Below are 14,448 nucleotides of genomic sequence, written 5' to 3'. Positions count from 1 at the left end.
GCGTCCGCTCAGACAACAAAAATTCCCCTCGGTCAAACCTCAAGCAAAAGTTGGAAGGCTTCTTGCAATACCGCCTCCAGGACGCCTACCGGCGTCAAAAGTTTGCTTCAAGGAAACGAGGAATACCGGTGGATCGCTCTCAAATGCTCAGCACGGCCCGTGGCACCCTGACTGACCTCTCGCGAGGCAATCTGGGTGTGCCGTTGTTGTTGCTGGTGATGCTGGCAATGATGATGTTGCCGATGCCGCCGTTCCTGCTGGACGTGTTCTTCACCTTCAACATCGCGCTGTCCGTGGTCGTGTTGCTGGTGTGCGTGTACGCCCTGCGGCCGCTGGATTTTGCGGTGTTCCCGACCATTCTGCTGATCGCCACCCTGCTGCGGCTGGCGCTTAACGTGGCTTCAACCCGGGTGGTGATGCTCCACGGCCAGGACGGCCACGCCGCCGCGGGCAAGGTGATCCAGGCCTTCGGTGAGGTGGTGATCGGCGGTAACTACGTGGTCGGTATCGTGGTGTTCGCGATCTTGATGATCATCAACTTCGTGGTGGTGACCAAGGGCGCCGGGCGGATTTCCGAGGTGAGCGCACGTTTCACCCTCGACGCGATGCCCGGCAAACAGATGGCCATCGACGCCGACCTCAACGCCGGCCTGATCGACCAGAACCAGGCCAAGTCCCGCCGTCTAGAAGTCGCTCAGGAAGCCGAGTTCTACGGTTCCATGGACGGTGCCAGTAAATTCGTGCGCGGTGACGCCATCGCCGGCCTGCTGATTCTGTTTATCAACCTGATCGGCGGCATGGCGGTCGGCATCTTCCAGCACGGCATGACCTTCGGCGACGCCGGCAAGGTTTACGCCTTGCTGACCATCGGTGACGGTTTAGTGGCGCAATTGCCATCACTGTTGTTATCTACAGCGGCAGCGATCATGGTGACCCGTGCTTCGGGCTCCGAAGACATGGGCAAGCAGATCAGCCGGCAGATGTTTGCCTCGCCCAAGGCGCTGGCGGTGGCGGCGGGCATCATGGCGATCATGGGGATCGTGCCCGGCATGCCCCATGTGTCGTTCCTGAGCATGGCGGCCATGGCTGCCGGCGGCGCCTACCTGTTCTGGAGAAAGCAAAACCAGATCAAAGTGATTGCCCAGCAGGAGGTGGCACGCCAACAGGAGCTGCTGCCATCGCCGGCCCGCGCCCAGGAAACCAAGGAGTTGGGCTGGGATGACGTCACCCCGATCGACATGATCGGCCTGGAAGTCGGCTACCGCCTGATTCCCCTGGTGGACCGTAACCAGGGCGGCCAATTGCTCGCGCGGATCAAGGGCGTGCGCAAGAAGCTGTCCCAGGACCTGGGCTTCCTGATGCCCACCGTGCACATCCGCGACAACCTCGACCTGGCCCCGAGCGCCTACCGCCTGACCCTGATGGGCGTGATCCTGGCCGAAGCCGAGATCTACCCGGACCGCGAACTGGCGATCAACCCGGGCCAGGTGTTCGGCAGCCTCAACGGGATTACCGCCAAAGATCCGGCTTTTGGCCTGGAAGCGGTATGGATCGAAATCAGCCAGCGCAGCCAGGCGCAGTCGCTGGGCTACACCGTGGTAGACGCCAGCACCGTGGTCGCCACTCACCTTAACCAGATTCTGTACAAGCACTCCCACGAGCTGATTGGCCACGAAGAAGTCCAGCAACTCTTGCAATTGCTGGCCAAGGCCTCGCCAAAACTCGCCGAGGAGCTGGTGCCGGGGGTACTGTCTACCTCGCAACTGCTCAAGGTATTGCAAGCGCTGTTGGCCGAGCAGGTACCGGTACGGGACATTCGCAGCATTGCCGAGGCCATCGCCAACAATGCCGCCAAGAGTCAAGATACTGCCGCCCTGGTGGCCGCAGTGCGCGTCGGATTGTCGCGTGCAATCGTCCAAAGCATTGTAGGGCTTGACTCCGAGCTGCCTGTTATCACCTTGGAACCAAGGTTGGAACAAATATTGCTCAATAGTATTCAGAAGGCTGGGCAGGGCGCTGACGAAGGCGTGTTGCTGGAGCCAAGCATGGCTGAGAAGCTGCAGCGTTCGTTGATCGAGGCCGCGCAGCGCCAGGAAATGGAAGGCCATCCGGTCATCCTGCTGGTGGCTGGCCCCGTCCGGGCGATGTTGTCGCGGTTTGGACGCCTGGCTATACCGAATTTGCACGTATTGGCTTACCAGGAAATTCCTGACAATAAGCAAGTGACTATCGTCGCGACAGTAGGGCCCAACGGCTGAGGTAGTGGGATATGCAAGTGAAGCGTTTTTTCGCCGCCGATATGCGTCAGGCCATGAAACTGGTGCGTGATGAGTTGGGCGCCGACGCTGCGATTATCGGTAACCGCCGTATTGCCGGCGGTGTCGAGCTGACGGCTGCCCTGGATTACAAGCCCTCGGCCCTGGCGCCGCGTGTGCCGAACATGGAGCTGGAAGACGAGCTGCGCAAGACCGCTTCGCGCATTGTCTCGGCCCAGGCCGAACTGAGCATGCGTGGCGACAGCGACACCACCACCAACCGCCAGCTGTTTGCCGGCCTGCCGCTGACGGCGTCCGAGCCGTTGGTAGAGCCGACCTTTGTCGAACCGCCACGTCCTGCTGCGCCCGCCCCGGCGGCAGCGGTAGACCAGCGGGTGTTCGACTCGATGCGTTTCGAGCTCAACGGCCTGCGTGAGCTGCTGGAAGTGCAGTTGGGCTCGCTGGCCTGGAACCAGTTGCAGGGCAGCCAGCCGCAGCAGGCCAACCTGTGGCGCCGTCTGCAACGCATTGGCCTGTCTGGCCCGTTGTCCCGTGACCTGCTGCAACTGACCACCCAAATTGAAGAACCCAAGCAGGCCTGGCGCATGCTCCTGGCCCACTTGGCGCGGATGATTGTTACCCCGGAAATCGAGCCCCTGGAAGAAGGCGGCGTGATTGCCATGGTCGGCCCTGCCGGCATGGGCAAGACCACTACCCTGGCCAAGCTGGCCGCCCGTTACGTGCTCAAGTACGGCGCGCAGAACATCGCCCTGGTGAGCATGGACAGCTACCGCATTGGCGCCCAGGAACAGCTCAAGACCCTGGGCCGCATCCTCAATGTGCCGGTGACCCACGTCGATCCGGGCCAGTCCCTGGCCAACGCCCTCGACCCGCTGCTGCGCAAGCGCGTGGTGTTGATCGATACCGCTGGCCTGCAAGCCAGCGACCCGGCCTTGCGCATGCAACTGGAAAGCCTGGCCGGGCGCGGGATCAAATCCAGAAACTATTTGGTACTTGCCACGACCAGCCAGAAGCAGGTACTGACAGCTGCCTACCACAGCTATAAACGCTGCGGGCTGGCGGGCTGCATCCTGACTAAACTGGATGAAACAGCGAGCCTGGGCGAAGTGTTGAGCCTGGCTATCAGCCATGAATTACCGGTCGCCTACCTGACCGACGGGCCGCGGATCCCGGATGATTTGCATCTGCCGCGCCGTCATCAGTTGGTCAGCCGGGCTGTCAGCGTGCAAATGCAGGAAGAACCGAGTGAGGAAGCGATGGCTGACATGTTCGCCGACCTCTACCACAGTCCGAACAAACGGGTCGGCTGAGGTCAACATGAACAGGCAACACAAAACGACAGTGCAATGTATCTACATCGATGGTCTGCCAGCAGTTCGCGCGGCCAAGTCATGTAGCCTGCGTCTAAGCAAGACAAGGTAAAGAAATAAAATGGGCAGCATGCATCCCGTACAGGTGATCGCGGTGACCGGCGGCAAAGGTGGCGTCGGGAAAACTAACGTGTCAGTGAATTTGTCCCTGGCCCTGGCAGAGCTTGGCCGTCGCGTCATGCTGCTGGATGCTGACCTGGGGCTGGCGAACGTCGACGTTCTGCTGGGGCTGACGCCCAAACATACTCTGGCCGACGTGATCGAAGGCCGCTGTGAGCTGCGCGACGTGCTGTTGCAGGGGCCCGGCGGGATTCGTATCGTGCCGGCCGCTTCCGGCACCCAGAGCATGGTGCACCTGAGCCCGGCGCAACATGCCGGCCTGATCCAGGCGTTCAGCGACATTGGCGACAACCTCGACGTGCTGGTGATCGACACCGCCGCCGGCATCGGCGAGTCCGTGGTCAGCTTCGTGCGCGCCGCCCAGGAAGTGTTGCTGGTGGTGTGCGACGAACCCACCTCGATCACCGACGCCTACGCCCTGATCAAACTGCTTAACCGTGACTACGGCATGAACCGCTTCCGTGTGCTGGCCAACATGGCCCAAAGCCCGCAAGAGGGGCGCAATCTGTTCGCCAAGTTGACCAAGGTCACAGATCGCTTCCTCGATGTCGCCTTACAATACGTTGGCGCAGTTCCTTACGACGAGTGCGTACGCAAGGCCGTGCAAAAGCAGCGTGCGGTCTATGAAGCGTTCCCTCGTTCGAAGTGCGCATTGGCGTTCAAGGCTATTGCCCAGAAGGTCGATACCTGGCCGTTGCCCGCCAACCCGCGTGGGCATCTGGAGTTTTTCGTCGAGCGATTGGTGCATCAGACGAGCGCAGGACCGGTGCTATGACAGCCAGCGGCTACAACCTTTACAAGAAGTCGGCACGTGACAGTCAGGTCGAATTGATCGAGCGCTATGCGCCGCTGGTCAAGCGCATTGCCTATCACTTGCTGGCGCGCCTGCCTGCCAGCGTCCAGGTCGAAGACTTGATCCAGGCCGGGATGATCGGCTTGCTCGAAGTGTCGACCAAGTACGACGCGAGCAAGGGCGCGAGTTTCGAGACCTACGCGGGTATCCGTATCCGTGGGGCCATGCTCGATGAAGTGCGTAAAGGTGATTGGGCGCCGCGTTCGGTGCACCGCAATACACGGATGGTGAGTGACGCAATTCGCTCAATTGAAGCAAAAACCGGTCGCGACGCTAAAGATCACGAAGTTGCGGCCGAACTCCAATTGAGTCTCGATGATTACTACGGGATTTTGAACGATACCTTGGGCAGCCGCCTGTTCAGTTTCGACGACCTTTTGCAGGACGGCGAACATGAAGGGCTGCACGAGGACGGCGCGAGTGCCCATCTCGAACCGTCACGCGATCTGGAAGATGAACGCTTCCAGACTGCGCTGGCGGACGCGATTGCCAATTTGCCGGAGCGTGAGCGACTGGTGTTGGCGCTGTACTACGACGAAGAGCTGAACCTCAAGGAAATCGGTGAGGTCCTGGGCGTCAGCGAATCGCGGGTCAGCCAGTTACACAGCCAGTGCGCAGCCCGCTTGCGGGGGCGTTTGGGAGAGTGGCGAGCGCGCTGACAGGCAGTGTGGGGACACTGCGAACGATACCGTCCAGGCCTTGCGTCCGGACGGGCTTGGCCCGTGGTGCGCCCCCGGTAGTCCTTTTTGTGTAACGCCTGTTGATTGATATGGCGCGCCCAGGTGCTGGGCGCGTTTAAGACTGCTTGGAGGTCGAATTGGACAAGAACATGAAAATCCTCATCGTTGATGACTTCTCAACGATGCGGCGGATCATAAAAAACCTGTTGCGTGACCTTGGGTTCACTAACACGGTCGAGGCGGATGACGGCATTACGGCGATTCCGATCCTCAACAGCGGGAGCATCGACTTTCTGGTAACGGACTGGAACATGCCGGGCATGACCGGTATCGATCTGCTGCGCCACGTGCGCGCTGATGAAAAACTGCGCAGCCTGCCTGTGCTGATGGTGACCGCTGAAGCCAAGCGTGAACAGATCATCGAAGCCGCCCAGGCCGGGGTTAACGGCTACGTGGTCAAGCCATTCACTGCACTGGCCTTGAAAGAGAAGATCGAAAAAATCTTCGAACGCATCGGTCATTGATGCTGCCACGGGGGAGCTATGGAGCATAAAGAATCATCGCAGGCCGACTTTGAGTCGACCCTGAAAAAACATGCTCATCAACTCGTCGAAAGCCTTGAAAAAGGCCAGTTCGGCGACGCGGTGCAGTTAATCCATGAGCTCAACCAGACCCGTGACCGCGGCCTGTACCAGGAAGTGGGCAAGCTCACCCGTGAGTTGCACAGTGCGATTGTCAATTTTCAGATTGACCCGCACATGCCCCAGGCCGAAGAAATCTCGCAGATCACGGATGCCACCGAACGCCTGTCGTATGTGGTCAGGCTGACTGAGGCGGCGGCCAACCGCACCATGGACCTGGTGGAAAACGCCACGCCTCTGGTCAACGGTATGGCCAGTGAAGCCAAGGCCCTGAGCAACGATTGGGGCCGGTTCATGCGGCGGGAAGTGGGCGCTGAAGAGTTTCGTGAACTGGCGCGTCGGGTCGACGGCTTTTTGTCCCGCAGCGAGCAGGAGAACCGCACGGTTTCCAGCAACCTCAATGACATTCTGCTGGCCCAGGACTACCAGGACCTGACCGGCCAGGTGATCAAGCGCGTGACCCAACTGGTCACCGAAGTGGAAAGCAACCTGCTCAAACTGGTGTTGATGGCGGGTCAGGTTGACCGGTTTGCAGGCATCGAACATGACCGCGAAGCGATCCTTTCTGAAAAAGATCCACAAAAACACCTCGCCAAGGGTGAAGGTCCGCAGATTCATGCCGATAAACGTGAAGACGTTGTATCCGGGCAAGACGACGTAGACGATTTGCTGTCCAGTTTAGGCTTCTAAGGAGCACACCCATGAGCTTCGGCGCCGATGAAGAAATCCTTCAGGATTTCCTTGTAGAGGCCGGCGAAATTTTAGAGCAACTGTCCGAACAACTGGTCGAGCTGGAAAGCCGACCGGATGATGCGAACCTGCTCAATGCAATTTTTCGCGGTTTTCACACTGTAAAAGGGGGCGCCGGCTTCCTCCAGCTCCACGAGCTGGTGGAGTGCTGTCACATCGCCGAGAACGTGTTCGACATCCTGCGCAAGGGTGAGCGGCACGTCGACTCGGAACTGATGGACGTGATTCTGGAAGCACTGGACGCGGTCAACGGCATGTTCAGTGAAGTGCGCGAACGTGCACCGATCACTGCAGCCACGCCGGAACTGCTGGCCGCCCTGGCGCGCCTGGCAGAACCTGCGGCCAATGCACCGGTGGTTGAAGCGGTGGCTGAGCCTGTCGCCGAGCCTGCGGGCGACATCACCGACAGCGAATTTGAACAACTGCTGGACTCGCTGAACGCCGTCAAGGCCGAAGCCGAGGCTCCAGCGGCCAGTGCGCCGGCCATGGTGCCGACCACTGAAGACATTACCGACGCCGAGTTCGAGTCGTTGCTCGACCAGTTGCACGGCAAGGGCCAGTTTGCCCCGGACGCGGTGGCCGCAGCGCCAGCGCCAACGGAAGCCGCGGCGCCTGCCAGCAATGAAATCACCGACGACGAATTTGAAGCGCTGCTGGACCAGTTGCACGGCAAAGGCTCGTTTGCCGCCGATGCACTGCCGGAAGTCGCCGCCACGGCCGCTGCACCTGCAGCACCCGCCGCTGCCGCTGCACCGGCTGCCGATGGCCTGATCTCCGATCACGAGTTCGAAGCGCTGCTGGATGAACTGCACGGCAAGGGCAAGTTCACCGAAGCCGTCGGCACTGCTGCACCGGCTGCTGCGGCCGCCGCTGCGGTGGCAACGCCGGCTCCGGTGGCCGCCAAGGCCGCTGCGCCCGTGGCTGCCAAGCCTGCACCGACGGCTGCACCTGCGCCCGCTCGTGCGGCTGCCGCCCCGGCCCCGGACAAGCAACCGGCCAGTGAAGCCGAAACCACCGTGCGGGTTGATACCGCGCGCCTGGACGACATCATGAACATGGTGGGCGAACTGGTGCTGGTGCGTAACCGCCTGGTGCGCCTGGGCCTGAACAGCGGCGACGAGGCCATGCAAAAGGCCGTGTCCAACCTCGACGTGGTCACCGCCGACCTGCAAACCGCGGTGATGAAGACCCGGATGCAGCCGATCAAGAAAGTCTTCGGGCGCTTCCCGCGCCTGGTTCGCGACCTGGCACGCCAGCTCAAGAAAGAGATCAACCTGGAACTGGTGGGTGAAGAAACCGACCTCGACAAAAACCTTGTCGAGGCCCTGGCCGACCCGCTGGTCCACTTGGTGCGCAACGCCGTCGACCACGGCGTCGAGACGCCGGAAGAACGCGAAGCCTCGGGCAAAAGTCGCCAGGGCAAAGTGATTCTGGCGGCCGAACAGGAAGGCGACCACATCCTGCTGTCGATCACTGATGACGGCAAGGGCATGGACCCGACGGTACTGCGCAACATCGCCGTCAAGCGTGGCGTGATGGACAAGGACGCCGCCGACCGCCTGACCGATACCGAGTGCTACAACCTGATCTTCGCCCCGGGCTTCTCCACCAAGACCGAGATTTCCGACGTGTCGGGCCGTGGCGTGGGCATGGACGTGGTGAAGACCAAGATCAGCCAGCTCAACGGCTCGATCAACATCTACTCGACCAAGGGCCAGGGCTCGAAGATCGTCATCAAGGTGCCGTTGACCCTGGCGATCATGCCGACCCTGATGGTGATGCTGGGCAACCAGGCCTTCGCCTTCCCGCTGGTCAACGTCAACGAAATCTTCCACCTCGACCTGTCGCGCACCAACGTGGTGGACGGCCAGGAAGTGGTGATCGTGCGCGACAAGGCGTTGCCACTGTTCTACCTCAAGCGCTGGCTGGTGGCCTCGGCCAAGCATGAAGAGCAGCGCGAAGGTCATGTGGTGATTCTCTCCGTGGGCACCCAGCGTATCGGCTTTGTCGTCGATCAACTGGTGGGCCAGGAAGAAGTGGTCATCAAGCCTTTGGGCAAAATGCTGCAGGGAACCCCGGGCATGTCGGGCGCGACCATTACCGGTGACGGTCGGATCGCGCTGATTCTCGATGTTCCGAGCATGCTCAAGCGTTACGCCGCACGGCGTATTTGATTCGGCCCGGGCAGGGCGGTTGTCCCTCGCCCGGCCTAACGGAGTGTTTATGGTAGTCAAGGTCCTGGTGGTGGACGATTCGGGTTTCTTCCGCCGCCGCGTCTCGGAAATTCTTTCATCGGATTCCAATATCCAGGTGGTCGGCACGGCCACCAACGGCAAAGAGGCGATCGATCAGGCCCTGGCCCTCAAGCCGGACGTGATCACCATGGACTACGAGATGCCGATGATGGACGGCATTACGGCGGTGCGGCACATCATGCAGCGCTGCCCAACGCCGGTGTTGATGTTCTCCTCGCTGACCCACGAAGGCGCCCGGGTGACCCTGGATGCGCTGGATGCCGGCGCGGTGGACTTCCTGCCGAAGAATTTCGAAGACATCTCGCGCAACCCCGAGAAGGTCAAGCAGATGCTCTGCGAGAAGGTGCACAGCATCTCCCGCAGTAACCGCCGCAGCCTGTTCAGTGCGCCGGCACCGGCACCGGTTACGCCGCCACCGGCCGCCCCGAGCACTTTTGGTCGCCCGGCACCTGCGCCGGTTGCGCGTCCGGCCGTCGCCCCTGTGCGTACGGCTGCGCCCACTGCGCATTCGCCTGCGCCCAAGCGCAAAGCCTACAAGCTGGTGGCCATCGGTACGTCCACGGGTGGCCCGGTGGCTTTGCAGCGGGTGTTGACCCAACTGCCGGCCAACTTCCCGGCGCCGATCGTGTTGATCCAGCACATGCCTGCCGCGTTCACCAAGGCCTTCGCCGAGCGCCTGGACAAGCTGTGCCGCATCAGCGTCAAGGAAGCCGAGGATGGCGACATCCTGCGTCCGGGCCTGGCGCTGCTGGCCCCTGGCGGCAAGCAGATGATGGTCGACGGCCGTGGCGCGATCAAAATCCTGCCGGGTGACGAACGCCTGAACTACAAGCCGTGTGTGGATATCACCTTCGGTTCGGCGGCCAAGTCCTACGGCGACAAAGTTCTGGCGGTGGTGTTGACCGGCATGGGCGCCGACGGCCGTGAAGGCGCGCGCCTGCTCAAGCAGGGCGGCAGCGCGATCTGGGCCCAGGATGAAGCCAGCTGCGTGATCTATGGCATGCCCATGGCCATCGTCAAAGCCGACCTGGCGGACGCCGTCTACAGCCTGGACGACATCGGCAAGCACCTGGTGGAGGCCTGCCTCTAATGGATGTACTGAGCCTGATTGGCATCATCATGGCGTTTGTCGCGATTATCGGCGGCAACTACCTCGAAGGCGGCCACCTGGGCGCGCTGGCCAACGGCCCGGCAGCGTTGATCGTGATCGGCGGCACCGTGGGCGCAGCGTTGTTGCAGTCGCCCATGAGTTCGTTCAAGCGTGCCATGCAGATCCTCATCTGGATCATCTTCCCGCCGCGGGTCGACCTGCCGGGCGGCATCGACCGCGTGGTCAACTGGAGCCTCACGGCGCGCAAGGAAGGCTTGCTGGGCCTGGAAGGCGTGGCCGATGCCGAGCCTGACAGCTACGCGCGCAAAGGCCTGCAATTGCTGGTGGACGGCGCCGAGCCGGAAGCGATCCGCAGCATCCTGGAAGTGGATTTCTACACCCAGGAAAGCCGCGACATCAACGCCGCCAAAGTCTTTGAAAGCATGGGCGGCTACGCGCCGACCATCGGCATCATCGGTGCGGTGATGGGCCTGATCCACGTGATGGGCAACCTGGCCGATCCGTCGCAACTGGGCAGCGGGATTGCCGTGGCGTTCGTCGCCACTATCTACGGCGTGGCCAGTGCCAACCTGGTGTTGTTGCCGGTGGCCAGCAAGCTCAAGTCCATTGCCATGCGCCAGTCGCGTTATCGCGAGATGTTGCTCGAAGGCATCCTCTCGATTGCCGAGGGTGAAAACCCGCGCTCCATCGAATTGAAGCTCCAGGGCTTCATGGATTGATGGGAGGTATCTGTTGTGAGCCGTCGCCGCCGCGAGCCTGAAGAACACGTCAACCATGAACGCTGGCTGGTGTCCTACGCCGACTTCATTACGCTGCTGTTCGCGTTTTTTGTGGTGATGTACTCCATTTCCTCGATCAACGAAGGCAAGTACAAAGTCATCTCCCAGGCGCTGATCGGCGTGTTCAACGACGCCGACCGCGCCCTCAAGCCGATTCCGATCGGCGAAGAACGCCCCAAGACCGTGACCCCGGCCAAGCCGCTGGTCAACGATAGCGATGAAACCGCCGCCGGCATCGGTGGCACCAGCGACCCACTGAAAAGCATCGCCGATGACATCAGCGCAGCCTTTGGTGATTTGATCAGCTCCAATCAGATGACCGTACGCGGCAATGAGCTGTGGGTGGAAATCGAGCTGAATTCCAGCCTGTTGTTCGCCAGCGCCGATGCGATGCCCAGCGACCAGGCGTTCACCATCATCGACAAGGTGGCGGCGATCCTCAAACCGTTTGAGAACCCGGTCCACGTTGAAGGCTTTACCGACAACCTGCCGATCAGTACCGCGCAGTACCCGACCAACTGGGAGCTGTCTTCGGCCCGCGCCGCGAGTATTGTGCGAATGCTGGCGATGCAGGGCGTGAACCCCGGGCGCCTGGCGTCGGTGGGGTACGGCGAGTTCCAGCCGGTGGCCAATAACGCCACGGCGGAAGGCCGCGCGCGCAACCGTCGGGTGGTGCTGGTGGTGTCGCGTAACCTGGATGTGCGCCGCAGCCTGACCGGTACCGGCACTGCCAATGCAACACCGGATGCCGCCTTGAAGCGGGCTGGCACACAAACTGCACCAGCGCCCGTAAAGGCGCCGGTTCGCGGGAATGCCGTCAATTCTCCGTCACCGGCTCTATAACCCCATGCAATTTCTCGGTCGAGCCTGTGCCTGCCGGGAGGAACAATCCGAATGAGAGTCTGGGCAGTTGCCAATCAAAAGGGTGGTGTCGGTAAAACCACCACCTCCATCGCCTTGGCCGGCTTGCTGGCCGAGGCCGGCAAGCGTGTGGTCGTGGTCGACCTGGACCCCCACGGCTCCATGACCAGTTATTTCGGCTACGACCCGGATGCCCTGGAGCACAGTTGCTACGACCTGTTCCTGCACAAGGGCAGCGTGCCGGCCGATTTGCCGGGCCAACTGTTGTTGCCCACCAGCAATGAAAAGATCTCGCTGTTGCCGTCCAGCACCGCCCTGGCCACCCTTGAGCGTCAGTCACCGGGGCAAAGCGGCCTGGGGCTGGTGATCGCCAAGACCCTGGCGCAGCTGTGGCAGGACTTCGACTACGCCATTATCGACAGCCCGCCGTTGCTGGGCGTGCTGATGGTCAACGCCCTCGCTGCGAGCCAGCAGTTGGTGATCCCGGTGCAGACCGAGCACCTGGCCGTCAAAGGCCTGGAGCGCATGGTCAGCACCCTGGCGATGATCAACCGCTCGCGCAAACAGGCGCTGCCGTTCAGCATCGTGCCGACCCTGTTTGACCGGCGTACCCAGGCATCCCTCGGCACCTTGCGCGTCTTGCGTGACGCCTATCCGGACACCATCTGGCAAGGCTACATCCCGGTGGACACGCGCCTGCGGGATGCGAGCCGGGCCGGGCTGACGCCTTCGCAATTCGACGGCAAGAGCCGTGGCGTACTGGCCTACCGGGCATTGCTCAAGCATCTGCTGTCCCAGCAACTTGTGGCGCAGGTGGCGTGATGACCATAAACAGCCCTGTAGGAGCCTGGCTTGCCAGCGATGCAGACGCCGCGGTTTTCCTGACAAAACCGGCTCCCGATTCAAGTCTGGACACCCACAGGCCGATAACCTCTGAATACAGGGTTGATGGGGCTTGCGCGTGGGCATACAGATGAACCGTCCCGTTGATTTCAAGACCCGGCCGCAACTGGCGCTGGAGTCCTATCTGGACGCCTTGCTCCAGGACGCCACCGAGGAAATGCCGGAACCGATTCTGATCCTCGATGAAGTCATCGAGCCTGAGCCGGCGGCTCTGGACGAGTTTCAGTTGGCGGTCCTGGAAGAACAGGCCCGCGATGCGTTGGTGGTGCCCGTAGCAGAACCTGCACCGGTTGCTGTGCCCGTGCCCGTCGCGCCGGTCGTGGTCGCCCCCGCAGTGGTGGAACCGGTGGTTGAGGTTCACCTCCCGCCGAGCATCACGCCGCCGCCGGTACAGGGCGATGGCCGGCCGGCGTGGGCCGCCGAGCCGTTCGAATGTTTGCTGTTCGACGTTGCCGGGCTGACCCTGGCGGTGCCGCTGGTGTGCCTGGGTTCGATCTACTCTCTGGAGGGCCAGGAGTTGACGTCGCTGTTCGGACAGCCGGAGTGGTTTCTCGGGATCCTGCCGAGCCAGCAGGGCAACTTGAAGGTACTGGACACCGCGCGCTGGGTGATGCCCGACCGTTATCGCGACGATTTCCGCCAGGGCCTGCAGTACGTTATTTCGGTCCAGGGCTATGAGTGGGGGCTGGCGGTGCATCAAGTCAGCCGCTCGCTGCGCCTGGACCCCAACGAAATCAAATGGCGCAGCCACCGGGGCCAGCGGCCATGGCTGGCGGGCACCGTGATCGAACACATGTGCGCGTTGCTGGATGTCGCCGAATTGGCGGAGTTGATCGCCAGCGGCGCAGTAAAAGATATGCCGCTCAACAAACGCACTTGATAACAAGCGCAGCGCGCTGGCGCTGCCCAAGAACACACACCGTAACCAACGGTATTTGAAGGGGTCTGGAGTATGAACAAGTCAGTGTCCGCACAAGGTCTGGTGGATGATCCAATCCTGCAATGGGTCACCTTCAAACTGGACAACGAGTCCTACGGCATCAACGTGATGCGTGTGCAGGAAGTGCTGCGCTACACCGAGATCGCTCCGGTTCCGGGTGCCCCGAGCTACGTGCTGGGCATCATCAACCTGCGCGGCAACGTGGTGACCGTGATCGACACCCGCCAGCGTTTTGGCCTGGTGCCGACCGAAGTCAACGACAACACCCGCATTGTGATTATTGAAGCCGACAAGCAAGTGGTCGGAATCATGGTCGACAGCGTGGCGGAAGTGGTTTACCTGCGCCAATCTGAAGTCGAGACTGCGCCGAACGTCGGCAACGAAGAATCGGCCAAGTTCATCCAGGGTGTCTGCAACAAGAACGGCGAACTGCTGATTCTGGTTGAGCTGGACAAGATGATGAGCGAAGAAGAGTGGCAGGACCTGGAGAATATCTGATTGTTCCTAGAGGTAGCGGTGATCGTCCTGGCCATCCTGTGGGCCGGGACCCTGGGCTTCCTGCTGCGTTATGTGCGCCAGCAACGGGAGGTGGCCACTCAGCAGGTCGCACGCGAAGCTGCGCGCGACCGGCGCATGCTGGAACTGGTCAAGCGGGTCGACCACTTCCAGCAGAGCGCCGTGCGTGTGGGTGATGAAGTGCACGAGCTGCGTTCGGTGCTGGCACCGTTGCCGGACAAACTGTCGGCACTGGAGCAGCGCGACCCGTCGAGCCTGTCATTCGCCCAGGCGGCGAAGCTGGTGGGCATGGGCGCCACGGTGGATGAACTGACCCAGTCCTGCGGCTTGACCCAGGCTGAGGCGCAGTTGATGAGCAAGTTGCACAGGAGCAGTTGACGGTGACGGGCTGCA

14 protein-coding genes are annotated in these 14,448 nt (G+C 61.6%); all 14 read left to right on the top strand.

Annotation, left to right across the window (positions count from 1 at the left end; all coding sequences use genetic code 11):
* The first annotated feature begins 143 nt into the window (after positions 1-143).
* Positions 144-2,258 (top strand): flagellar biosynthesis protein FlhA, encoded by a 2,115-nt coding sequence (gene flhA, locus HKK54_RS01275; protein WP_442962327.1) that lies wholly within the window; start codon positions 144-146, stop codon positions 2,256-2,258.
* 11 nt (positions 2,259-2,269) lie between these two features.
* On the top strand, positions 2,270-3,586 hold the full coding sequence (gene flhF, locus HKK54_RS01270; RefSeq protein ID WP_169385956.1) for a flagellar biosynthesis protein FlhF: 1,317 nt from the start codon (positions 2,270-2,272) through the stop codon (positions 3,584-3,586).
* Between the two features lie 121 nt (positions 3,587-3,707).
* On the top strand, positions 3,708-4,541 hold the full coding sequence (gene fleN, locus HKK54_RS01265) for a flagellar synthesis regulator FleN (RefSeq protein ID WP_003192912.1): 834 nt from the start codon (positions 3,708-3,710) through the stop codon (positions 4,539-4,541).
* Positions 4,538-5,278, top strand: coding sequence for an RNA polymerase sigma factor FliA (fliA, locus tag HKK54_RS01260; protein WP_010166121.1), 741 nt, complete (start codon positions 4,538-4,540; stop codon positions 5,276-5,278). Before fleN ends, fliA begins: the two co-directional genes overlap by 4 nt.
* Positions 5,279-5,448: 170 nt before the next feature.
* Positions 5,449-5,823 carry a chemotaxis response regulator CheY gene (locus HKK54_RS01255; RefSeq protein WP_005790040.1) on the top strand — a complete coding sequence of 125 codons (375 nt, stop codon included), beginning with the start codon at positions 5,449-5,451 and terminating at the stop codon, positions 5,821-5,823.
* Positions 5,824-5,841: 18 nt separating this feature from the next.
* Positions 5,842-6,630, top strand: coding sequence for a protein phosphatase CheZ (locus tag HKK54_RS01250; protein ID WP_010166122.1), 789 nt, complete (start codon positions 5,842-5,844; stop codon positions 6,628-6,630).
* A gap of 11 nt (positions 6,631-6,641) precedes the next feature.
* The gene (locus tag HKK54_RS01245; protein WP_169385955.1) at positions 6,642-8,864 is read left to right on the top strand and encodes a chemotaxis protein CheA; all 2,223 of its coding nucleotides are present in this window, start codon (positions 6,642-6,644) and stop codon (positions 8,862-8,864) included.
* Between the two features lie 49 nt (positions 8,865-8,913).
* Positions 8,914-10,035 (top strand): protein-glutamate methylesterase/protein-glutamine glutaminase, encoded by a 1,122-nt coding sequence (locus HKK54_RS01240; protein ID WP_010166124.1) that lies wholly within the window; start codon positions 8,914-8,916, stop codon positions 10,033-10,035.
* Positions 10,035-10,775 carry a flagellar motor protein gene (locus tag HKK54_RS01235; RefSeq protein WP_010166125.1) on the top strand — a complete coding sequence of 247 codons (741 nt, stop codon included), beginning with the start codon at positions 10,035-10,037 and terminating at the stop codon, positions 10,773-10,775. The genes HKK54_RS01240 and HKK54_RS01235 overlap by 1 nt, the downstream gene beginning before the upstream one ends.
* Before the next feature lie 15 nt (positions 10,776-10,790).
* Complete coding sequence (gene motD, locus HKK54_RS01230) at positions 10,791-11,678, top strand: flagellar motor protein MotD (RefSeq protein ID WP_010166126.1); 888 nt, start codon at positions 10,791-10,793, stop codon at positions 11,676-11,678.
* 51 nt (positions 11,679-11,729) lie between these two features.
* Positions 11,730-12,518, top strand: a complete 789-nt coding sequence (locus HKK54_RS01225) for a ParA family protein (RefSeq protein WP_003210643.1) — start codon at positions 11,730-11,732, stop codon at positions 12,516-12,518.
* Between the two features lie 151 nt (positions 12,519-12,669).
* A complete protein-coding gene (locus HKK54_RS01220) occupies positions 12,670-13,479 on the top strand; it encodes a CheW domain-containing protein (protein WP_169385954.1) in 810 nt (269 codons plus the stop codon).
* Positions 13,480-13,551: 72 nt separating this feature from the next.
* Entirely contained in the window at positions 13,552-14,037 is a 486-nt protein-coding gene (locus tag HKK54_RS01215) for a chemotaxis protein CheW (RefSeq protein WP_003210641.1), read from the top strand.
* Positions 14,038-14,433: a DUF2802 domain-containing protein gene (locus tag HKK54_RS01210; protein WP_169385953.1), complete on the top strand. Its 396-nt coding sequence runs from the start codon at positions 14,038-14,040 to the stop codon at positions 14,431-14,433. It begins immediately after the preceding gene.
* The last annotated feature ends 15 nt before the right edge of the window (positions 14,434-14,448 follow it).

It is taken from the genome of Pseudomonas sp. ADAK13, from assembly GCF_012935715.1.
Lineage (GTDB): Bacteria > Pseudomonadota > Gammaproteobacteria > Pseudomonadales > Pseudomonadaceae > Aquipseudomonas.
This window is presented reverse-complemented; position numbering and strand designations above follow the sequence as displayed.